Annotated in this window: 20 protein-coding genes; 8 read left to right on the top strand and 12 right to left on the bottom strand. The window is 38.5% G+C overall.

Annotation, left to right across the window (positions count from 1 at the left end):
- Positions 1-79 precede the first annotated feature (79 nt).
- The gene (locus LKI_RS10425; protein WP_013104121.1) at positions 80-4,729 is read right to left on the bottom strand and encodes a glycoside hydrolase family 70 protein; all 4,650 of its coding nucleotides are present in this window, start codon (positions 4,727-4,729) and stop codon (positions 80-82) included.
- A 149-nt stretch (positions 4,730-4,878) separates the two neighbouring features.
- On the opposite strand from LKI_RS10425, the gene LKI_RS11065 reads away from it, so the two are divergent.
- Complete coding sequence (locus LKI_RS11065) at positions 4,879-5,142, top strand: helix-turn-helix domain-containing protein (protein WP_041773547.1); 264 nt, start codon at positions 4,879-4,881, stop codon at positions 5,140-5,142.
- On the top strand, positions 5,075-5,719 hold the full coding sequence (locus LKI_RS10415; RefSeq protein WP_013104120.1) for an Rgg family transcriptional regulator: 645 nt from the start codon (positions 5,075-5,077) through the stop codon (positions 5,717-5,719). Before LKI_RS11065 ends, LKI_RS10415 begins: the two co-directional genes overlap by 68 nt.
- Before the next feature lie 112 nt (positions 5,720-5,831).
- Here the strand turns inward: LKI_RS10415 and LKI_RS10410 are convergent, their stop codons facing one another.
- The 7 genes from LKI_RS10410 to LKI_RS10380 all read right to left on the bottom strand — a co-directional run bounded on the left by LKI_RS10410 (position 5,832) and on the right by LKI_RS10380 (position 11,878).
- The gene (locus tag LKI_RS10410; RefSeq protein WP_013104119.1) at positions 5,832-6,131 is read right to left on the bottom strand and encodes a PTS sugar transporter; all 300 of its coding nucleotides are present in this window, start codon (positions 6,129-6,131) and stop codon (positions 5,832-5,834) included.
- A 17-nt stretch (positions 6,132-6,148) separates the two neighbouring features.
- Entirely contained in the window at positions 6,149-7,009 is an 861-nt protein-coding gene (locus tag LKI_RS10405) for a PTS system mannose/fructose/sorbose family transporter subunit IID (RefSeq protein ID WP_013104118.1), read from the bottom strand.
- Between the two features lies 1 nt (position 7,010).
- On the bottom strand, positions 7,011-7,874 hold the full coding sequence (locus LKI_RS10400; protein ID WP_013104117.1) for a PTS mannose/fructose/sorbose/N-acetylgalactosamine transporter subunit IIC: 864 nt from the start codon (positions 7,872-7,874) through the stop codon (positions 7,011-7,013).
- 24 nt (positions 7,875-7,898) lie between these two features.
- Complete coding sequence (locus LKI_RS10395; RefSeq protein ID WP_013104116.1) at positions 7,899-8,393, bottom strand: PTS sugar transporter subunit IIB; 495 nt, start codon at positions 8,391-8,393, stop codon at positions 7,899-7,901.
- 15 nt (positions 8,394-8,408) lie between these two features.
- Positions 8,409-8,840, bottom strand: a complete 432-nt coding sequence (locus LKI_RS10390; RefSeq protein WP_013104115.1) for a PTS sugar transporter subunit IIA — start codon at positions 8,838-8,840, stop codon at positions 8,409-8,411.
- 217 nt (positions 8,841-9,057) lie between these two features.
- Positions 9,058-9,924 carry a DNA-processing protein DprA gene (gene dprA / locus LKI_RS10385; protein WP_013104114.1) on the bottom strand — a complete coding sequence of 289 codons (867 nt, stop codon included), beginning with the start codon at positions 9,922-9,924 and terminating at the stop codon, positions 9,058-9,060.
- A gap of 73 nt (positions 9,925-9,997) precedes the next feature.
- On the bottom strand, positions 9,998-11,878 hold the full coding sequence (locus LKI_RS10380) for an ABC-F family ATP-binding cassette domain-containing protein (protein ID WP_013104113.1): 1,881 nt from the start codon (positions 11,876-11,878) through the stop codon (positions 9,998-10,000).
- A 103-nt stretch (positions 11,879-11,981) separates the two neighbouring features.
- On the opposite strand from LKI_RS10380, the gene LKI_RS10375 reads away from it, so the two are divergent.
- Positions 11,982-12,920, top strand: coding sequence for a dihydroorotate oxidase (locus LKI_RS10375; RefSeq protein ID WP_013104112.1), 939 nt, complete (start codon positions 11,982-11,984; stop codon positions 12,918-12,920).
- A 99-nt stretch (positions 12,921-13,019) separates the two neighbouring features.
- On the opposite strand, the gene LKI_RS10370 is transcribed toward LKI_RS10375, so the two are convergent.
- Positions 13,020-14,267 (bottom strand): acetate/propionate family kinase, encoded by a 1,248-nt coding sequence (locus tag LKI_RS10370; RefSeq protein WP_013104111.1) that lies wholly within the window; start codon positions 14,265-14,267, stop codon positions 13,020-13,022.
- A 159-nt stretch (positions 14,268-14,426) separates the two neighbouring features.
- On the opposite strand from LKI_RS10370, the gene LKI_RS10365 reads away from it, so the two are divergent.
- The gene (locus LKI_RS10365; RefSeq protein ID WP_013104110.1) at positions 14,427-15,329 is read left to right on the top strand and encodes an N-acetylmuramoyl-L-alanine amidase family protein; all 903 of its coding nucleotides are present in this window, start codon (positions 14,427-14,429) and stop codon (positions 15,327-15,329) included.
- Positions 15,329-15,628: a hypothetical protein gene (locus LKI_RS10360; protein ID WP_013104109.1), complete on the top strand. Its 300-nt coding sequence runs from the start codon at positions 15,329-15,331 to the stop codon at positions 15,626-15,628. Before LKI_RS10365 ends, LKI_RS10360 begins: the two co-directional genes overlap by 1 nt.
- Positions 15,629-15,680: 52 nt before the next feature.
- Here the strand turns inward: LKI_RS10360 and LKI_RS10355 are convergent, their stop codons facing one another.
- The 3 genes from LKI_RS10355 to thrC form a co-directional block, all read right to left on the bottom strand.
- Positions 15,681-16,664 (bottom strand): 5-formyltetrahydrofolate cyclo-ligase, encoded by a 984-nt coding sequence (locus tag LKI_RS10355; protein WP_013104108.1) that lies wholly within the window; start codon positions 16,662-16,664, stop codon positions 15,681-15,683.
- A gap of 56 nt (positions 16,665-16,720) precedes the next feature.
- The gene (gene glyA, locus LKI_RS10350) at positions 16,721-17,953 is read right to left on the bottom strand and encodes a serine hydroxymethyltransferase (protein ID WP_013104107.1); all 1,233 of its coding nucleotides are present in this window, start codon (positions 17,951-17,953) and stop codon (positions 16,721-16,723) included.
- 112 nt (positions 17,954-18,065) lie between these two features.
- A complete protein-coding gene (gene thrC / locus LKI_RS10345) occupies positions 18,066-19,526 on the bottom strand; it encodes a threonine synthase (protein ID WP_013104106.1) in 1,461 nt (486 codons plus the stop codon).
- Positions 19,527-19,630: 104 nt separating this feature from the next.
- Here thrC and LKI_RS10340 point away from each other — a divergent pair, with 104 nt between their 5' ends.
- Genes LKI_RS10340 through LKI_RS10330 form a run of 3 tightly spaced genes read left to right on the top strand, consistent with a single transcriptional unit; the run spans position 19,631 to position 23,153 of the window.
- Positions 19,631-20,917, top strand: coding sequence for a homoserine dehydrogenase (locus LKI_RS10340; RefSeq protein WP_013104105.1), 1,287 nt, complete (start codon positions 19,631-19,633; stop codon positions 20,915-20,917).
- On the top strand, positions 20,914-21,798 hold the full coding sequence (gene thrB / locus LKI_RS10335) for a homoserine kinase (protein ID WP_013104104.1): 885 nt from the start codon (positions 20,914-20,916) through the stop codon (positions 21,796-21,798). The genes LKI_RS10340 and thrB overlap by 4 nt, the downstream gene beginning before the upstream one ends.
- Positions 21,795-23,153: an aspartate kinase gene (locus LKI_RS10330; protein WP_013104103.1), complete on the top strand. Its 1,359-nt coding sequence runs from the start codon at positions 21,795-21,797 to the stop codon at positions 23,151-23,153. Before thrB ends, LKI_RS10330 begins: the two co-directional genes overlap by 4 nt.
- Positions 23,154-23,229: the final 76 nt, after the last annotated feature.

The raw sequence follows: 23,229 nt of genomic DNA, 5'->3' as shown, positions 1-23,229 counted from the left end.
CATTGTCCAACATACAGCAAAAGTGTTCTATCGCAACGATTGATGAAGTTACGATAGAACACTTTTTAATTGAAATTTGTTAAGCCATTTTCATCACGCCGTCAACACCGAAATACTGCCATGAGCCATCTGACAATCTTTCAAAGCGATCTGTTACCATCTCTCCTGAATCTGCGTCATAATAACGCGTTTTGCCCTGCTTATCAGTCACCGCCTGTCCTTTGATTTGGTGATAATTGTCATCAAAAAACAAATTTTGACCATTAATTGTTTGATTACCCTTAACAGCACGACCATTTGCACCAAAGTAAAACCATGAACCATCTGTCAGCTTTTCAAAGCGATTAACAATCATTTCGCCAGAATCAGCATCATAATAAGTTGTCCGTCCTTGATTATCAACGTACTCATGCCCCTTAATCTGATTATATTGATCATCGAAATAAAGCTTCTGACCTTTGATTGCTTGACTTCCCTTGACAGCACGACCATTTGCACCAAAGTATGCCCAATCACCATTAGATAGCTTCTCAAAGCGATTAACAATCATCTCACCTGAATCAGCATCATAATAAGTAATTCGCCCTTGATTGTCAACATACTCATGTCCTTTGATTTGACGGTAGTTATCGTCGAAATACAGCTTTTGTCCTTGAATAGTCCTTTGACCCTTGACAGCAACACCGTTTGAACCAAAGTAAACCCATGAGTTGTCCTCTAACTGCTTAAATTGATCAGTCAACATATCACCAGAATCAGCAGAGAAGTAGCGCAATTGCCCATCAGCACTTGTAACTAGTTGCCCCTTGACTTGAATGCCGTCACTGTTGAAGTATTGAACATGTGTTTGTTGGTCTATTTTAATCGTTGTTAACCCTTTATTTGCCATCACACCATTTTTGTCAAAATAGCGCCATTGCTTCTGACTGTCCATGAAATAATCACCAGCTGCTTGTTTACCTTGTTGATTAAAGTAATACGTGTTCCCATCAGCATCAGTCAAATAGGCATCTTGCAACTCAACACCATTTGGCAAGAAGTAGTAGGTTGCGCCATTGATTTTCTGGAAAGAATAAGTCATGTAGCCATTCTTATCAAAATAATACCAATTTGAATTTTTATCTTGAATAAAGGTATCTTTCGCTTGATAACCACTCGTTGAAAAATAGGTCATTCCCTTGTCATCCGAAACAAATCCTGTATTTGATGTTTGATTCACCAATTGTTTTGGCAAAAAGGCATTTTTATCTCCTGAGGCAACCTTAAAGTAGTCGTTAGTTGCCCAATCCTTCAAAACATAGTAAGCACCTCGTCCTTGGATGTTACTACCATTGAAGTATTTTGCAGACCATTCCTGAATTTTTTCACTTGGATCCATTGGTACCCCAGTAGAAATTTGATTGGTGGTAAACAACGAAGGATATTGCGATTTGATGGTATCAAGAAAAGCACCACCATATTGTTTTTGATAATCGCCCCCACCCACAGTTTTTGCCGCATAAAGTGTTTTATTAATCACTGAATTATTATTATAAACACCTGAATTATTGACACGTTCTGCCGTAACCACTTGCTGACCTGTTAGGTTATAAATTTGATCCGGCACCCAGTCAGCCATCGCTTTGATGCCTGATGCGTGCAAAGATTTAATTGCATCGCGTAATTCGTCGACTGTGCCATACTTTGTTGGTATGTTAAATCCAAGATCATAACGATCAGTAAATGCGTAGCCATTTTGAATAATCGAATCTAAGAAACTACCCTCTGTACTTGATCGGTACTGTGGTGCAAATTCAAAACTCGTAATACCCCAGTCCTTGTAGAGTTGTGTATTTTTAGCGATAATTGTATTTGTATATTCGTCTGCATTGGTTGGGAATGATTGAAAGTTAGAAAAACTTTCATAAATAACTTGAGAATCTAATGCAGCATTCGAATGCAATGTTTGACCATTATTAATTGACGTAAGCTCGCTGTCTGCTGTTCTTGCATCTTGCGTGTCCTGTGCATCAACCGGTGCCCAAACTGCCAAATATCCTGAAACTTGTGGATTAGCAACGCCTTGAATTTCTGAAGCATCAAAAATTAATTGTCCATCGCCGTTCGTATATTTGATTTTTGACAAATCCGTATCTGACTGATTAATTTCAGTAACCAGGCCATCTTTGGTCGTCAATAATATTGGGCGATAAGCTTGATTTTTGTGAGCAGCACCCATTGTAACAACAATTTGGTCTGACTGGCTTAGTTTCAAATCAGGATTGTTCGCCTCAATAACTGCCAACCCCTGCGTACGTGTTTCACTTGTACCTTCATCGGTCGCTGACATAGCCCCCTTACCATAACGTACAGATGTGAGTACACCATGATTAGAATCTGCGGCCATCGATGAATCGCCAGTAACATAGTGCATTGCCATCGTCTGTCCACCAGCTACATACTTCAAACGTGATTGTAGCAATGTATTAATCGCATCATAATAAGGCGATTTGTTCGCCATATATTGACCATCATCAGTGAAAAGGTCACCATAATAAACACGCGGTACCGTGTCCTTATTGGTTAACAACAAAGCATAAGTGCTTGGTATGTTGAATTGTGTAAATTCTTTATCCGTTTTCAACTGATCAGCATTATAAATCTTAAATGCTTGTGTTAACTCGTCTTGTGTTGGTGTCAAGCCATCTGAATTAGGATTGATTTTTTGTTTAATAATTTCAGCAATAACCGTCTGAACTTCACTATCATGTGCCCTTACAAAGGAATAGTTTGGTCTCGCAGTATTATCCGTATCATCCACTGTCCGATTCACTAAACTATTTGTTATGAGCGGCTCTAATCCACTACGAACGGCATGCCCATCTTGATCAGTAACCGGCATTGTCAAAGAATATTTCAAAGACAATCTGAGTTTATTATCCATTGACAACTGATTATCACCATGGTCTTTGACATACTGAGCGTCGTTATCACTCCAGTCTTCTAAAATAGATAGATGTTGATTCGCAGTCGCGTCATCCTTATCGACCCCATAGGCTGCCTTCATATAGTCAGACTGAATTTGTAATAAATCAGCATCAACGTTATCAACAGCATCCACACGAATGCTATCAAAATTAGCATCGGCATCCTGATTAGTAATTGAACCAAAGTTCAACAAATAGTATAACCAATTAAGTTGTTCAGCTTGAACAACAGGATTAGAATTATCAACATCATTGGCTAATAAGAAATCATAACCACCTTGCGTTGGATCTTCTGAATAAGAATAATAACCTTTTTGATTAGTTGGGGTCCTATTCAAAAGACGGTAATCAGAATTTGCATCAGGTGTTTTATCACTATTAACATATAGTAAAGCGCCACCTTGTAAGTGATCCTTGTCATCACCAGTTGTTTGGTACTCACTAGCGATATTCCAATTTGGTTGGCTATCAACAAAATTAGATATTGTCTGTTTTAACCAATCAGTTTGTTGATCTTGACTTATTTTTTGTTCAATATTAGCTTGAATATCGTGTGCTGCCTTGTTCAAATCACTTTGGTCATCTTCGTCAGTAAAATCAACTGAATGTTGACTCAAACCAGCATTTTTCATATAGTTCAAATAATTAACTTGTGTGACTTTGTCTGGCCACCAACTCATCAATAGTGGTCGAAAATCGTTGTCCGTTGAAGGTGTCCAATTTTTACCATCCGTGAGTATGTCAGTTGGTCGATACCAACTATCTGCGGTTAAATAACCATCAATGTCAGTAAAGCTGTCTGCCGTATCGTCATGAACAGCGTTATGTTGGGAAAAATTATCATTTTGACTTGTTAGCCCTTGTTTAAATTTATAATCATCAGTTGGGACTAAAAAACCATTATCTTTATCAAAATATAGAACATGACCATCTACAATTGCAGTAAAATTTTTCTTAATTTGACCATTATCATCAACATAAACTGTTTGACCATTAACTGTTTGAATATTTTTTGAACTGTATTGTATTGGTTCAGGTGTGTTTGTGTCACGTTTATCATTTTTGGCCGACGGATTATTAGTTGTTGTATCAGTTATATCCTGATTGTCATCATTTTTTTTATCTGTCGTGCGCTGTTCATTCGTATCTTGGGTAGGATCTGTTTGATTCCCTGCGTCTTTGTCAGAAGCAATTTGGGTGTTAACGTCTTTATCCGTATTGTTAGTGTTGCTAACGCTAGCATCTTTATTAACGTTAGTTTGCGTGTCAGCATGATTGACATCAGAGCTTTTTTGATCACTTGCGCCTTTATCAGCGTCAGGTTGGTTATTATTGACATCGTTCACGGTGCCTGTCGTCACATCAACTTGTGTGTCATCGCTATTCGTGCTTGCTATAGGAGCAACTTGGGCAGTAGAATCTGTTTGGGCCACATCCGTTGGCGCTGTCACCGCATCAGCATGATTAGTTTCCTGATTCTGATTATTTGTTTGTGTGCTATTCGCTGCTTGATCGTCATGTACGATAACGTTATCATGACTTGTGGTGGCATCTTTTGCACCTGCATCTGTCACGGTAGGCGTATCTGAAACAGATGTATCAACGTTTGTTGCTGCTACAACCTGAGTAGTCGATTCACCATGTGTTGTATCGGCGTATACTTGCTGTTGTACTGCTAACCCAAAGCTCAAAATACCAGCGGCAACCCATAATTTACCCGACTTATAAAGCTTCTTACGGCATGTTGTTTTTTCATTCTTCATGTTATTTTTCTCCAAAAATAGTCATTTTTTCGTTAATTGTCACTCTCAATAAATGCTTATTGACATCAACAACCCTTTCAATATACACTAATAAAATACACAACTTCATAATATTCAAAAATGAATATTATGACCCGGAGAAATTTACTATGATAAAAAACGATGAAATCATTAAAAAAATTAGGAAATCGAGAGGCATTTCTCAAAAAGAATTAGGTCATTTAATTGGTTCCCAATCGATGATCTCCCGAATAGAGAATAATCAAAGTTCCCCAACTGATTACAATTTACAAGAAATTTGTCAAATTTTAAACATACCCATTGAAGAGTACTTCGAAGCGACATTTGGGAAAAAAAAACAATTTAGACTTAATAAAATCAGCTTTAGAGCAGGCGTATGTCAAACAAGATAAAGTTGCATTACAACATATTTATGATGTAGCTCAAGACAAGACCATCGAACAGCCAGATAATTTGACACGAAGACATTTTGCTCTAATGGCTAAATCGACCTTATATCGTTTGGACTATGCATTGGCAAGCGAATTAATACAGCGTGAACTCATAGATTATTTTTTTGCTATTGATAATTGGCAATACTATGATCTTTGTTTGTTTTTTTTTGTACACAATATGATAAACGTTGAAAAATTAAAGCCCTATATTAATGATATTTTAAATCAATACCTCAACAACAAATTATCAACAGCAGCGAGCAATATGGTAGCACCTACTCTAATCGCGTTTTTAGAATCAACTATGTTACAACAAAAAACGACTATCACTCAATCACTGTTCTTACGATTGGATTTTATTGACCACTTTGAACAAGACATGACTTTCCAAACTTGGCTATTATTTTTACGTGGCCTATTTGAAAATAACAAAACCACAATTCATGAAGCCTATAATATTGTTAGGTCGCTTCATATGACTCAACTTCAAAAACTATTTGATCATACAATAAAATACTATCAACTATTATCTTGAAGATAAGGTCGTACCAACTGTCTGACGTTGTATTGACGATCACTAAAAAAGCGTTAACTAGATTAAATCCTAGTTGACGCCTTTTATCTGACAAATCATTAAATTTCTGACGTTATTCAACAATTTCTTTCATCACTTTTTCGTAATTATCGATCACTTTAGTCACATTTTTTCTACCTTTATAAATTGCATAACCTACGATTAACATTAGGATAGCACTAACAACACTTACCCCCACGCTAGTGATAACTATCCAAAGACTTTGATGTCTCAGAAAATAGGTCATTAACACGCCAATACCAACTAACAATGAGAAAAAAGATTGCCAATGCTGCAAATTACGTAACATGTTTTCTTGAAACACAATTTCATCTTTGTAACCTTGTGACATACTTTTGGCATCTGTTATCATATCACACCCCTCATGACTTAATAAGTTAATCCTGGGTTAAAGAATCCTACTAACACACCGATTAGAGCAACAACAACCAAAATCAACATGACTTTAATTGGTGAAATATTCTTTTTAGCCATTAACCACCAGCAAGCAACAATGAAAGCAGCAGTCAATAGTCCTGGATAAACTGAATCTAACTTATCTTGTAATACCAAGTAAGCTTTACCTGATGAATTTGTTAATCTAAACGACGTCTTCACCGTAACCCAAGTAGCCGCAACGCCTCCAACAACCATACCACCCACTGTGGCAATTGCTTTTCGAACGGCTTTACCTTGTGCGCCAATTAAAATACCAACTGCTTTATCACCCAACTCATAACCTTTGAAGTAGGCAAAACGCATACCAAAGTAACCAATTAGGTTCCAAACGATAATATAAAATATTGCGCCCAACGGTGAACCACCATCAGACATACCCAAGGCTATACCCAGAATAACAGGAATTAATGTTCCGACAACCAACGAATCGCCAATACCAGCAATAGGCCCCATCAAACCTGCACGTAATCCGTTAATCGTTGTATCATCAACATCTCCACTGCTACCACTGTTAACTTGATTAGCTCTGGCTTCTTCCAAACTAGCAGTGATTCCAACAATAATTGTTCCTAACTGTGGTTCTGTATTAAAGAACGCTGTATAGGTTTTCATTGCTTTTTCTTGGTCTTCTTTATTATCATACAGTTCCTCAACAATAGGTAACATTGAAGTTAAGTACCCAAACGTTTGCATATGCTCTTGAGAAAATGCTGTTAAATGACCGTAAAACCAGTGATGAAAAGATCGATTTAGCGTCTTACGAGAAAGTACTTTCTTTTCTGTATTAGCCATCTTAAATATCCTCTTCTTCCTCGTCATCATCAATCACTGTACCACCTGAAGCGCTAGCCACTGGTTGCTTATTAGTGCTGATTGCCATATCCAACTTGTAAAAAATCATGGCAAAAATTAACGATACAACTGTTACAGAAACTAAATTAAGTTTCAATGATGCCGCGAAGGTAAATCCCACAAAGAATGGTATAAAGTCAAGTGGTCCTTCTACTATTTGCTTAAGTAAAATAGCAATTCCGACACAGGGTAGTAAAGCACCTACTGTGAATAAGGTTTTCATTGGAATGCCATCCATTGGTAACGCTGTTTTAAGCGCTTGAACGGCACTTGAACCAAAATGCGTCATCAGCACGGTTGGTATGAAAGAGAAGAATAGATGTGAAATCCAAGGATAACCCCAGTCAACCGCATACAGTTTTTTAAAATCACCTTTTTCAACTGCACGCCAACCCATATGCTGCCATACAAGGTTCATCGTTGCTGTTCCGTAAAACAATACAGTACCAACAGTACCAACCAAGGTACCCATTGACTTGGCTAAGTCAGCAGCATTTGCTGACGTTGCTGAAAGTCCTTGTGCATGAATAGCAACCATGGCTAACGGAATACCGATATAAGACACGGCCCTTAAATCCGCAGAAACTGTACCACCTGGCGTTACTAAGGCGATATAGACCAACTGCATGGCAACACCGGCAGCAATACCTGTTTTCATATCACCTAATACAATACCACACACCAAACCACCGACTAATGGTCGCCCTAACGTGTAATTACCAATCGTAGACCCTGCCATACCTGGCATAGAAGACAAACTGGCAAAAATACCTAGAATACTTGCTTGTATCCAACTAATTGTCATTTCCCTAACCCCTTTTATGTTAGTTTACAAATCAAATTTACCTTTGAAATCATCCCAATAACCAATTGAAACATCAGGTAAAAGCTGAAACTTGACTTGATATCCCTGTTTTTGAATGGCTTCAAAAGCAGTTGCTTCTTCGGGTAAAATTGATTGGTTATTGCCAAGTTTAATGGCGTTAGGTCGATCATTAGCCGGTCCGACAATGACTTTTTTAATCTCACTTGGGACAAATCCATAGTCAACAAGAATTGTTTTCATATCCTGTGGTGTCTTAGTGATTAAAAAGTATTGGCGATCAGAATCTAAAACTTGTTGTGCCTTTTCTTTAAAATGTGCCAATGTCCATACAAAAGTTTTCTTTTCAGAAGCACTTTTAAAAGCATCCTTTAAAATAGGGTTGTTTGCAGCAGCATCATTCACTGCGATCAAACCATCACAAGGATATTCTTTCGCCCAACGGGTCACAGTTTGACCGTGTATAATTCTGTCATCGATACGTACAAATGAAATACTCATAAGTTTTTATTCCTTTCAAATTTCCTCATCATCGTCTGATTCATTAGCTATTTCAAACTTTTTTACTGCCGTTGTTGCTTCGTTCAAAATAGCTGTTACGAATGCGTCTTGATCCAAACTGTCTTTTAGGATAGCTGCATTGAGTGCCATCGGGAAATTCATGCCACCTAGAATCACAGTGTTTGTCAATTTATCCTGTTGATTTAAAATATTCGTGACAGCCGTTAACGGACTACCACCAATAATGTCAGCCAAAACAATTAACGAGGCATCAACATCAAAACTAGCGACTAACTTTTTAACACGCGTTTCAAACTGGCCAATATCTTCATCAGATTGAAATCCAATAGCTTTAACAGTTGCTATATCATCGCCGATAAACATACTGAGAGCATCTCTCAAACCCTCTGAAAATTGGCCATGGCTTACCAAAATGAGATTTTTCATTCACTTTTCCTCTTGCTTTCATGTCAGTGTACACTGATATTTAGATCACGAATGTAAGCGTTTACATTCCCTACAACATATTTTACACTTACATCTCATAAAAAACAATCCTATTTCTTAAAATGGATTGATAAACAACAAAAAACCAAATAAAGTTAAACCTAACTTTATTTGGCTCCCTAATTTTAAAAAATAGTGACTACCACACCCGATATTTTTAAATCGTATCAAGTAATTGGACACTATCCTGTATATCTCGTGGTTGCGTCACTAATTTTGCACCAAGACTGAGTAATTCATTTGTGCCACGAGAAGTTTCTGAAAAAATCGAACCAGGCACAGCTAATACTTCACGGTTATTTTGTAACGCAATATTAGCGGTGATCAAGCTACCCGATTTATTTTTTGCTTCGACCACTAAAGTTGCTGAAGATAGCCCCGCAATAATACGATTACGCGCTGGAAAATGCGACCGCTGAGGACCAGTTCCAGGCATATATTCACTTAATACTAAGCCTTGTAATGCAATTTGCTTTTGAAGTGACTCATTTCGTCTAGGGTAGAAAATATCGATTCCTGTACCAATGACTGCAATGGGCACCCCCTGATGCGCAAATGTTATTTGATGCGACATCACATCTATCCCCTGAGCTAAGCCTGACACGATAGCAACGCCGGCATTGATCACGTCTGGTAACATATGTCGTAAAGTCGACATGCCATATGAAGTCGCCTGCCGCGTACCAACAACGGATAGACTAGGTAACTTAAGTGCATCCAATCGACCAGCATAAAATAAAATCATTGGTGGCTCAAATATTTCACGCAAACGTTGAGGATACACCGCATCAAAAAATGTGATATACGACGCATTAACAGCTTGTGCTTGTCGTAAAGCACCCGCATAACTCGCACGGATACGATTATGATAGGTTGGTTTGGCGATTTTTAATAGAAAGTCTAATGACCAAGGATAAACCGTTGGTGTCACGTCCTCATTAATCAATTTGATAATGTATGAAGTTGTGGCTGTGCCAATGCCTTGTGTCAAGTGAATCGCTAACAATTGCTGGTTTAAGTTCATATTTTTTTCCTCAAACCATCATACGAAGAAACATCCTCGATGTCACAACACTTTAATCCGAAACACAATGACATTAATTGTCCACGATTTCACTCAAGTATTCCCAGCGTACCATTTTTTCGTCCAATTGCTGTTCCAAAGCCTCAGTTTCTTTTTGTAGTTCGCCTAATTTGACATAATCTGTGCCGTTTTTAAGCATATCATTAGGAATTTCTCCCAATCGTGTTTCAAGCTGTGCAATATCGTCTTCGATCGTTGCCCATTCTTTTTTCTCACTATAAGTCAACTTCTTCTTCTGTGTTGTTATTGGTTGTGGTTTTTCAATGATTGTTTTTTCGATTAATGTCGGTTTGGTATCAAGATGTGTCGCTAAATAGTCACTGAACAAGCCATCATAGCGTTCCACAATACCATTTCCTTGGAACATATACAATTGGTTAGCCACTTTATCCAGGAAATAACGATCGTGTGATACTGTGATCACAGCACCTGAGAAACTTGATAAAAAGTCTTCCAGTACGGTTAATGTCCCAATATCTAAATCGTTGGTTGGCTCATCTAACAACAAAACATTTGGTTGTTGTAACAAGAGTTTAAGTAAATATAATCGTCGCTTTTCACCACCTGATAATTTACGAATCAATGTGCCATGCATAAATGGCGGAAATAAGAATTGTTCAAGTAGTTCAGACACACTCACCTGATTACCATCCTTATCAGTCACTGAACCCGCAACATCTGTTAAATAGGCAATCACACGCTTATCATCTGGAATTTCTTCGGTGACCTGCGTATAATAAGCCATTTTGACTGTTTCACCTAATTCAATGACACCGCTTGTCAAAGGTATTTTGCCAGCAATGACATTCAAAAATGTTGATTTACCTGCACCGTTTTCACCTGTAATACCAATCCGATCACCACCAGCTACGCGTAAATTAAAATCGTTAAACAACACCTTATCATCAAATTTCACACCCGCATGTTCAACGACAATAACCTTTTTACCCAAACGCTGTTGACCCAAATTAACGGCAACATCATCATCAAGTTTTAAAGTTCCCATTTGTGCTTCTAGTTCAGAAAATGCATTTTCACGAGCTGTTTGTTTCGTTGTACGTGCACGGGCAGATTTGTGCATCCAAGCTAATTCTTGTTTATATAATTGTTGTTGCTTGTGTTCAGCTACTTTACTTTGTTCAACACGCTGTGATTTTCCAATCATATAATCTTGATAATTACCTTTGTATTCATAAAGATCGCCAAATGACAATTCAAAAATCCGTGTTGTGACAGCATCCAAAAAGTAACGATCATGAGTAACAACCATAACAGCGCCCTTGTAGCTGGCCAGATATTTTTCTAACCAGACAATTGAATCAAAATCTAAATGGTTCGTAGGCTCATCTAAAATGAGGAGATCCGGTGCTTCGATTAAGACTTGTGCTAAACCTACGCGCTTTCGTTGACCACCAGATAATTCACTGACTTTGCGTTGCAGTTCAGGCATATGCAGTTGCGTTAAGATCGATTTGATTTGCGCCTCTGTTGTCCACGCGTCATTCCTATCCATTGCGTTTTGGGCATCTTCAAAATTTTGAGCAACTTTAACATCTGTTGGCTGTTTACCAAACTGTTCCAAAGCATATTGATAGTGCCTAATTGTTTTAAAAACCGGCTGTTCACCTGACAATATTGCATCCATCACTAAGGCATTGTCGTCTAATATCGGGTTCTGTGTGAGATAACCAATCGTATAATCATTTTGCTTTGTCACTTGTCCCGAATCTGAAGGATTCACACCCGATATAGCATTGAGTAACGATGTTTTCCCTGACCCATTGACACCAATGAGGCCAATACGATCACCAGATGTAATTAAAAATGAAATATCGTTAAATAACACTTTTTCGCCATACGTACTTTTTAAGTTGTCTACTCTAAATTGTTTCATATTATCATTATACCTAACATTTATCCTTTTTATCTTTCTAAATTTTTGTTATACTTAGATCAATATTTCACTAGCACTTGTAGTCGTCACAGGAGACATTCATATGCAACTTACTGCTAACATCCAAAATTATCATTTTGACCACATTTTACTCAATGCAGCTGGCGTCATGTGCCAGACAACTACTGAACTTGATACTGTTCTAGCTTCTGATTATACAGGTGCAGTTGTCACAAAGTCTGCCACACCAGCGCTAAGGGCAGGTAACCCTGAACCACGTTATTACGAGATTCCTAATCATTTGGGAACGATTAATTCAATGGGTTTGCCTAACGCTGGCTTTGATTATTATATGTCGTATGTGTCCGAAAAACAAACAACCAAGCCCATCTTCTTTTCTGTTGCAGGATTATCTAAACAAGATAATCTGGACATGTTACATCAGTTACAAGACTCTAAGTTTAATGGTCTTGTTGAATTAAACCTTTCATGTCCTAATGTGCCAGGTAAGCCACAAACTGCTTATGATTTTGAAACCACAGAACAAATACTATCTGAAGTGTTTACTTTCTTCACCAAACCATTAGGTGTTAAATTACCACCGTATTTTGATATTGCTCATTTTGATATGATAGCTAATATTTTAAACAAGTTTCCACTGGCCTTTGTGAACACTATTAATTCGATTGGTAATGGCTTAGTCATTGACGAGGATACTGATACAGTTGTCATCAAACCAAAATCAGGATTTGGCGGTGTCGGTGGGCCATTAGTTAAGGCAACTGCTTTAGCCAACGTTCGTGCGCTACGTCAACGATTAAATTCATCAATAAAGATTATTGGTACTGGTGGCGTCACTACAGGACGCGATGTCTATGAACATATTCTTTGTGGTGCAGATTTAGTTGAAGTTGGTTCTCAATTAGCTATTGAAGGTATTGGTGTGTTTGAGCGACTTGAAAAAGAATTAGCTGACATTCTGACAGAAAAAGGTTATACCATACTTGATGATGCCCGCGGACAACTCAAAACGATTTCATAATACCGTTTTCTATCGTATGTAAAACATAAAAAGGCGTTGATAGCGATTATCGGGTTTTAAACCTTGTCAATCGTTCAACGCCTTTTTAGTATCAATTTTTTAACGCAAAGCTTCAACGTCACGAGCAATCATTAACTCTTCATTAGTTGGAATGAGCAAGCCAGTAACACTTGAATCATCGGTCGTCAAAATAGCTTCTTTACCACGTACATTGTTAGCTTCAGCATCTAGTTTAACACCAGCAAATGCCAATGATTCCAAAACCTTAGCACGTGTCACAGCATCATTTTCACCGATACCCGCTGTAAAGATTACTGCATCAACACGTCCAAGTTCCGCAAAATATTGCCCAGCATAACGGATAACACGATCATAAAACATATCAAGTGCCAACTTAGCATGGGTATTAGTTTCTTGTACTTCTTCCAAATCACGCATATCACTTGAAATAGTAGAAATACCTAGTAACCCAGACTTTTTATTCAAGACAGACAACATTTCTTCGTTTGATAGACCTTCACGCTCTTGAATGTAATACACTAATGAAGGATCAACATCCCCTGAACGTGTTGCCATAGTCAAACCAGCTAACGGTGTGAAGCCCATTGATGTGTCGTACGATTTACCATTCTTAATTGCAGTAATTGAAGCACCCGCACCTAAATGAAATGAAATGGCATTGAATTCGTCAAGTGGAATATCTAACTTTTTCGCTGCACGTTCAGTAACATAACGATGTGATGTCCCATGTGCACCATACTTACGCGCACCATAACGTGCATAATATTCATAGGGAATGCTATATAGATAGTTTTTTTCAGGCATCGTTTGGTGGAAAGATGTGTCAAATACTGCTACAGACAACGCGTCAGGTAGCAGCTTTTGGAAGGCACGAATTCCCATAGCATTTGCTGGGTTATGTAGCGGTGCGTAATCAGCCAAGCGATCAATTTTTGTTAAGACGTCATCATTAACGACAACAGAATGGTTAAACCATTCACCACCAGCAACAACACGATGGCCAACACCTGTAATTTCATTGAAGTCCTTTACAATACCGAGGTCAGTTAACTTTTGTAACAAGACATCAATAGCCTGATCATGGTCTTTAATTGCCATCTCATGTTCGAATTTTTGACCACCATTTTTGGTTAATGTAATATGGCCTTCTTCAGCGCCTATCAAGCGTTTTGGTTCAATATCTTTACCATATTTGATCGAAATTTCAGCATTATCTTGTCCAATGCGTTCAATAATACCTTGCATCAATACCATTTCTTCAGGCATTTCCAACAATTGAAATTTAAGTGATGAGCTGCCGGCGTTTACTGCCATTATTTTTGACATTGCGTCTACCTTTTTACCTTTATTATATCTATTCGTAACATACAATAATTTGATATGTCATAGCATTATTGTAACATTTTTTGACTGTAAAGGACACTTGATGTCCAGCAAAATATGTTACAATTATTTGTATATAAAATTTGCATGAGCAGGTAAAAGATGATTAAAAAGTGGTTATTACGTAATTTAATTGGTGTTATCATGACTGTTTCTATCTTAACCACCACATTTCTGTTAGTTTACTCTCTTGCCAATAAAAATAAGATTACAACATACCCCAACCAGGTACAACTTCGAAGTGGCCCTGGCCGACAATATTCGGCAACTGCTTCACTCAAACGCGGAACAAATCTTATTATCATGTCAAAAACACGTGGCTGGTATAAAGTTAGACGCACTGATAATGAACAAATCGGTTGGGTTGCGGGTTGGGTTGCTGAATCAAAAACGTTACGCACTGCAACACCGATTAGTGAAGCAACCATTGTATTAGACCCTGGTCATGGTGGTGTCCCTAGTAAAAAATATGATGGCCTATCTGGTGATAATGGTTCCTCATCAGCGAATGGTAAATTTTTTGAGAAAACGTATACTTTACGCACCGCTAGACATATGAGAACCGCACTTCAAAAAACTGGTGCCCGGGTGCTCATGACCCGAGATAAAGATGTATTAATCCCTTTACTTCATATTCCACGTCTAGCAGAAAAGTACCAAGCTGATGCCCAAATATCAATTCATTTTGACCATGCTGGCAATGAAAATGGCACAACAGAAGCCAGTGGTATATCTCAATACTATTACCACAAAAATGGTAAAGCACTTACTCAAGCGCTTAATACATCACTGAATCATTTACCGATCAACAATCGTGGTATGGATGATGCACAATATGTCGTCTTAGATAAGGTCACCCGTCCTGCAACATTATTAGAATTAGGTTATATCAATAATCCTTCTAATTTTAAACTCATCCGAACAACAAAGTACCAACAGCAAGTAGCTCAGCTAACTGTGCAGGGGTTAGCAACCTATTTTAAACAAAATACGGAGATGAAATAATGTCAATATTAAAAAAAACAAAGCAAGACTTTGAAGAAAGCATTGCCAATCAAACAACTGAACAGGTTGAAGACCACTTAGATGGAATGATTGTTCAGCCTTTCGCCTATAAAAAACTGTTAATTATATACCGGATTGAGCAATATCCTAGTACAAGCAATCACATTGACAATAAAATTCTTGAATTTGATAAAAAAGAGCCCTTATCTGAAAAGCGATATAACGACATTATTGCTCGTCTAAAGAATGACGATAGTGATCGCATTGCTATTGTCAATATTTTGCCACTTGTTGATTAAATTCATCTAAAAATCAGCAACACTTTGATCAAAGTGTTGCTGATTTTTTGTGCTAAAATACACGTTCAAACCGTTCCAATACAATTTCTGTATCATCGTCTAGTTGATAATTATACTGCGCTAATTCATGCTGCCAAAACTGCGTATGCACACGTCGCCAATAATCAAGCGTTCGATCGCCCTCGCCTTCAAGATAAGCATGGCGTTCGTCTACAAGATTAAATTTTTCAATGACTACCTGTGTTGTTTGAATGATTGCAACTGGTAACCTTTGTTTGTCTAGTACAATAAAAAAATCACCAACTTTTGGTATCGGTTCATTATCTAGTGCGTAGCCTTCTGCCCAACTTGCAGTAGCTGTTTTTGTACCTGAAATAATTAACCCTGCTAATTCATCCGCTACATCTACTGTACCAAACTGACCTGATGCAGGCAAAGGCGTGTCCAATGCTAAGTGCCATTGGGTTAAATAGTTTACCCAATAGTCACCTATCTTCGCTGCATTCACGTTTAGTATGACATCAACTAATTGATCATGCGGCTCAACAGGAAACCAATCGATTAATTGTACCCCTAATGCTAGTGCGATTGACTGGCCGTCATAGTGTGCCAAAAAACGGTCATAATAGCCTGCACCGTAGCCTAAACGTTTGCCATCCATTGAAAAAGCTAAACCAGGTACAATAACTAAATCGATGGCATCAGTATCAAATATCTCACTACTTAGCGGTTCTCGAATGGACATAGGTCCTAAATAAAACTCGGATTGTTCGGTTATTTCAACAAAAAACATATGTTTATCAATAATTTTTGGCACAACCGTTCGTTTATTTTCTAACCACGCACGTTGAATAATAGGTTGCGTATTTAGTTCCGTTGGCGTGCTTAATACCACAGCAACTACTTGTGCATTCTGCCACTGTACTGAACGAAATAACAAATGATGTAGTGCTGCTTCTTCTGTTTTTCGATCCACACCCATATATTGGGCCAATCGTTTTTTTTGATTATCACGAATTATTTGCTTATCTTGCATTTTTACTCCTTAATGCCGTAATACAAAAAAAGTCGACTCATGTCGACTTTCACTAGTTACTCAAATAGATGTGTCATAGCTAAAATTTCTACCTCTTTTTTAACTGTCTTTAGTACTTTGGCATCATCATAATTGTGAATCGCTGTAACAATTAAATTAGCTACTTGACGTGCATCGTCCTCATTAAATCCACGTGTTGTGATTGCAGGCGTTCCAATGCGAATACCTGAAGTCACAAAGGGACTCAATGTTTCATTTGGCAGTGCTTCCTTATTCGTTGTAATTGATACCGTGTCTAACAATTCTTGTGTTTGTTTACCGTTCAAACCGGTCTTTGTCAAATCCAAGTTAAATAAATGATTGTCTGTACCACCAGCAACAACACGAATGTCATCTGTCTGATTGAAAACAGCTGCCATCGCTTGTGCATTTTTAATGACTTGTGCAGCATATGTCTTAAACTCTGGTTGTAGGGCTTCACCAAATGCAATCGCCTTACCTGCTATAACATGCTCTAATGGTCCGCCTTGTGTGCCAGGGAAAATAGCTGAATTAATCTTTTTAGCATACTTTTCTTGCGATAAAATCACGCCACCTCTTGGTCCGCGTAATGTTTTGTGGGTCGTTGACGTTACCACATCAGCGATGCCAACTGGATTAGGATGCAACCCTGCAGCAACAAGACCGGCAATATGTGCCATATCAACCATCAAGTAAGCACCTACTTCGTCAGCAATAGCACGGAACTTTGTGAAGTCAATTGTCCGAGAATACGCAGATGCCCCAGCAACAATCATTTGTGGCTTTATTTCACGCGCTTGTGCAGCAATTGCATCATAATCAAGACGTTCTGTTTCTGAATCCAAACCATAGGTATATGAATCATACATTTTACCAGAAAACGATACCTTAGCACCATGTGTCAAATGACCACCAGCATCCAAGTTCATCCCTAAGATGCGATCCCCAGGTTGTAAGAAAGCCATGTAGGCAGCAGCATTAGCCTGTGAACCAGAATGTGGCTGTACATTAGCGTATTCTGCACCAAAAAGTGTCTTAAGTCGATCAATAGCCAATTGTTCGACAACATCAACGTATTCCGTACCACCATAATAACGCTTGTAGGGATAACCCTCAGCATACTTATTTGTTAAAACAGAGCCTTGTGCCGCACGGACACTTTTCGAAGTAAAGTTTTCTGAAGCAATGAGTTCGATCGTTCGGTTTTGACGGGCGCCTTCTTGTTGAATAGCACTCCAAACTTCGGGGTCGCGTTCTTTAAATGACATAATGTTCTCCTATACGTTAATAGGTTAATTATAACGTATAGGAGGATGATTTTTCACCAACTAATCTAGAAAGTACCGAATTATTTAACACAATATATCTGTTTGTTCGGTTTTAAAGTATTTCGTGTCGTAAAGTTGCTAGAATTTCTTTAGCAGCAATGACTTGTTTATGACGAACTGGTTTAGCAAACAAGTCCATCACCGGTGACGGTATATCAGTATTAGTAGCTTGTGCTAATTGTTTTAAAGCTTCAAAATCAGCTTGCGGTGTTATTCCTAAGGCCTGCAATACAGTTTGTGGAAATTTATAAGGGCTAGCAGTAGCAGCAAGGAGTGTTGGCCCTGCAATTTCTTGTTTACCATAAACATATCGTGCAACCGCTGTATGTGGATCAATCGTATATTGTGTCGCCCTTGCAACCGCTTTAATTGTTTCAGACACTTGTGTTTGCGTCGCAAATCCTGAAACAAACTGAGACAAATTCTGACGTGTAGCAGAATTTAACGTATATTCGCCTTTTTCAGACAAATCACGCATGTAGTTTCTGATTTCTTCACTATTTTTACCACTAGCAAAATATAATAAGCGCTCTAAATTACTAGACACAAGAATATCCATGGCTGGTGCGTTTGTAACTTTAAAAGCACGCTGACGATCATATTTACCAGTTTTAAAGAAGTCTGTTAGGACATTATTTTCATTTGATGCGACCACAAACTGCTTGACAGGTAGACCTATCTGATTCGCATAGTAGGCTGCTAAGATATTACCAAAATTACCAGTTGGTACAACAATATTAATGGCATCACCAGGTTTAATATTATTATTTTTAACTAATTGCGCGTACGTGTAAATATAATAGACAATTTGAGGCACTAAACGGCCAATATTAATCGAATTAGCCGATGAAAACTGCATCTGATTAGTCTGTAAGTCATGTACTAATCTCTGATCAGATAATAATGATTTAACCGCTTTTTGAGCATCATCAAAGTTACCTGTAATGGCAATAACATGAGCATTATCAGCAGATTCAGTTTTCATCTGTTGCCGTTGAATATCACTGACACCAACTTCCGGATAGAAAACAACAATCTCTGTCTGCTCAACATTTCCAAAACCGCTCATCGCAGCAGTCCCTGTATCACCAGAAGTAGCAGTTAGAATAATAATTTTATCACGCGTGCCCTGCTTTTTTGCAGCAGTTGTTAGTAAATGTGGCAATGCCTGTAAAGCAATATCCTTGAAGGCGAGCGTTGGCCCATGAAACAATTCCATATATGTCAGGTCTGCCTCTTGATGAGTCGATACAATGTTTGTTGTATCCCACTGTTTGCCATAAGCCTTGGTGACCACATGATCAATTTCAGCAACACTGAAATCATCAAAAAATGCATCAAAAATTTGGGTCGCAATATCTGAATAAGTTTGCTTTTTTAGTACTGCCCAATCAAGCTTTATGTCAGGCCAATCTTCAGGTACATACAGACCACCGTCTGGTGCGATACCATTTAAAATAGCTTGGCTGGCTGTAACTGCTGGTGCTTGACCACGTGTTGAAATATAGTTCATGCTATGTTTCTTCCTTTTGTTTATTTATTAAATTATAACAAATAACTACAATTTTATGAATAAAAATGATAGAATTATAAGAATAACTGATTAAGGAACGGATTATGGATATTGGAATTGGCCTTTTTGGCTTAGGAACGGTCGGCCGTGGTGTCGTCAAAATTTTACAAGAAAACGCAGAACAAATTACCAAGCGTACTGGATCACATCTCATTGTGAAACATGCTGTCGTACATAACTTAAACAAGTCACGGACAGGATTTGTCCAAAACTTTCCCATTACGGATCAACCAACAGACATATTAGATAATCCCGATATTCAAATCGTTGTCGAAGTTATGGGGACCTTAGATCAAGCATACGATATTATTAAGCAAGCCCTCAATTCTAAAAAACATGTGGTTACTGCTAATAAGGATTTAATTGCTAGCCGTGGTCAAGAACTTGTGGCTATTGCTAAAGAAAATGGTGTTGATTTGTTCTTTGAAGCTGCCGTTGCTGGTGGTATTCCTATATTACGAACACTGTCTACTAGTTTTACTGCTGATGAAATTTCACGCGTAGCTGGTATTATTAATGGCACGAGTAACTTCATCTTAACGCAAATGGCTACTAATAATTTATCCTATAGTGATGCCTTAGCATTAGCTCAAGACAAAGGTTTTGCTGAAGCGGATCCAACGAACGATGTTGAGGGGTTTGATGCTGCTTTTAAACTCATTATTTTATCAAACTTCGCTTTTGGCGTTCAACCCGTGTTAAGTGATTTGGCAATTACTGGTATTTCAAACTTAACAGACAAAGATATCGCAGATGCTAATGCTTTAGGCTATGCTGTGAAATTGCTAGGTGTCGCGCAACGCGTTGGTGATACTAAAGAGGCTATTAGCATTGAAGTGGCACCACATTTGGTCCCTTTTACTCATCCCTTAGCCACCGTTCATAACGAAAATAATGCTGTCTTGGTCAATGGTGAATCTGTTGGCGAGGTAATGTTGTATGGCCCTGGCGCTGGTGAAATGCCGACCGCTAATTCTGTGTTGAGTGATTTAACAAATGTTGCCACTGATTTGGCCCTCAATACGCCAGGCAACCCATTTAATTCTTTTAATCAAGACCTCAATTTAGCTAAACCTTCGCAACGCGTTGCGCGTCGCTTTATTGTCATCGAAGTTGATGACACACCTGGTGCTATGTACTCAGTTACCGGGATGTTTGCTGCCGCCAAAATTAGTTTCACAGATCTTAAACAAACACCAGCTGCTAATGGCACTGCCCGCTTAGTTGCCCTAACCCACCCTTCAAGTGATGCACAATTGAACGTTATTCGAACAACTATTCGTAATGCGGATGGTATTAATTTAGCTGCGGAGTACAAAATATTCTCATGATAGTCATTAAAGTTCCTGCAACTAGTGCTAATATTGGCCCTGGTTTTGATTCCCTTGGTGTGGCGTTACAACTCTATCTCACACTAGAAATTCACGAAAAAACATCCCACTGGATCGTTGATCATGATTTTAATGATGACATGCCACACGATGAAAATCATTTTATCGTTCAAAAAGCACTACTATTAGCACCTCAATTGACACCGCATCACATCATTGTAAAATCTGACATCCCTTTGGCACGAGGCTTGGGTTCGTCTTCCTCTGCACTCTTAGCAGGGTTAGCCATGGCGAACGTCATCAATCACTTGGAATTATCTGATGATGCCCTATTATCGTTCGCCACAAGATTAGAGGGTCATCCAGATAATGTCGCTCCTGCTCTATTTGGTGGCGGTGTATCAGCCTATTATGATGGTTCAAAGGTTTACCATGCACCATTGAAGATACCGAAAAATGTTGATTTTGTGACATTTATTCCAAATTACGAATTGTTAACCTCTGAAGCGCGGACAGCGCTGCCTGCGACACTCCCCTTTAAGCAAAGTGTTGCGGCAAGTGCGATTAGCAATACACTGATTGCTGCGCTAAACGCAGATCATTTTGATACTGCCAGTTCATTAATTGAACAAGATCAATTTCATGAATTAGCTCGATCTGCACTCGTACCACAATTAGCTGTTATTCGCCAAATTGCTCATCAACTCGGTATCACTGGTACTTATTTGTCTGGTGCAGGACCAACAGTGATTACCATTGTGCCCAAAAATCGGGCGACTACTTTGCTAACCGCGTTGACTGCAGCCAATCTACCGGGCAATCTGTACCGATTAGAACAAGATACCAATGGATTAACAATTACGAAAGAAGAAGAACTATGAAAGTTTCAAAGTTTGGCGGCTCATCATTAGCTGATGGCCGTCAATTACAACGTGTTTTTGACATTATTCAATCAGACTCAGACCGTAAAGTCATTGTCGTCTCTGCTCCTGGAAAGCGCTTTAAAGATGACACAAAGGTCACTGATTTACTCCTGGCCTATGCAAAAGCAACCGTTGAGGATACTGATACAACTGATATCATTGAAACAATCAAAAACCGTTATCATGCCATAGGCAAATATTTTGATTTACCTGCCTATGAATTAGCTGATATAGATGAACAAATTGATCACCTCTCTAAAAAGCACTATCGCTCATTTGACTTTCTTTACGCCGCATTTGCAGCGCATGGCGAGTATTTAAATGCACAACTTGTTGCTAAGGTATTTAGTCATCTCGGCGTCCCTGCTCGTTTTGTAGACCCTAAAGAGATTGGTCTGCTAGTCGACGATCAAGCACGATCAGCCACATTCAATACCAAGTCTTACACAACAATTGCTCAACTTGATTTAACAACTAGCGAACGTCTCATCATCCCTGGCTTTTTTGGTTATACTCAAAACGGTGATATGGCGACATTTTCACGCGGTGGTTCAGATATCACAGGGGCAATCATGGCTCGCGGGCTAAGTGCCGATTTATATGAAAATTTCACTGATGTTAGTGCTATTTATGCCGTTAACCCGACCATTATTGAACACCCCGCAGCCATAGAACAAATGACTTACGATGAAATGCGTGAATTATCCTATGCTGGCTTTGCTGTTTTCCATGATGAGGCTATCATTCCTGCTATTCAAGGTGGTATTCGTATTAACATCAAAAATACTAATGATCCTGATGCGCCTGGTACTTTTATCGTCCCACCAACAGAGGTACAACAAACACGGCCTGTAACAGGTATTGCTAACTCAAATCGTTTTTCAGCATTATATTTGCATCGCTATCTGTTAAACAAAGAGGTCGGATTTACATTACGCATATTAGAGATACTCAAGCGACATAATGTCTCTTATGAACATATGCCCTCCGGAATTGATGATTTAACTATTATATTTGATAAGACACGCTTATCGCAAGAGCAAGTAGACGGTATGCTTGCTGATATTGCATCAGACATCAAACCCGATATTTTAAAATGGTTACCTAGCTATGGTATTATTATGGTTGTTGGTGAGGGCATGCGTAATCGTATTGGTGCGCTTACAGACATCGTCACCCCATTGAAAGAAAATCATATTAGTCTACAAATGGTTAACCAAGGCGCGAGTGAAATCTCAATCATGCTTGGTATTCAACCAGATTTAGCAGATCGTGCTGTTAAAGCTATTTACGACAATATTTTTGAAGCATAAAAGCCATGAGACACTGAAGTCTCATGGCTTTTATGTTTTATTGTTATGGTACCTGATGCAGTCACTTCAGAATACA

Source organism: Leuconostoc kimchii IMSNU 11154, assembly GCF_000092505.1.
GTDB lineage: Bacteria > Bacillota > Bacilli > Lactobacillales > Lactobacillaceae > Leuconostoc > Leuconostoc kimchii.
This window is presented reverse-complemented; position numbering and strand designations above follow the sequence as displayed.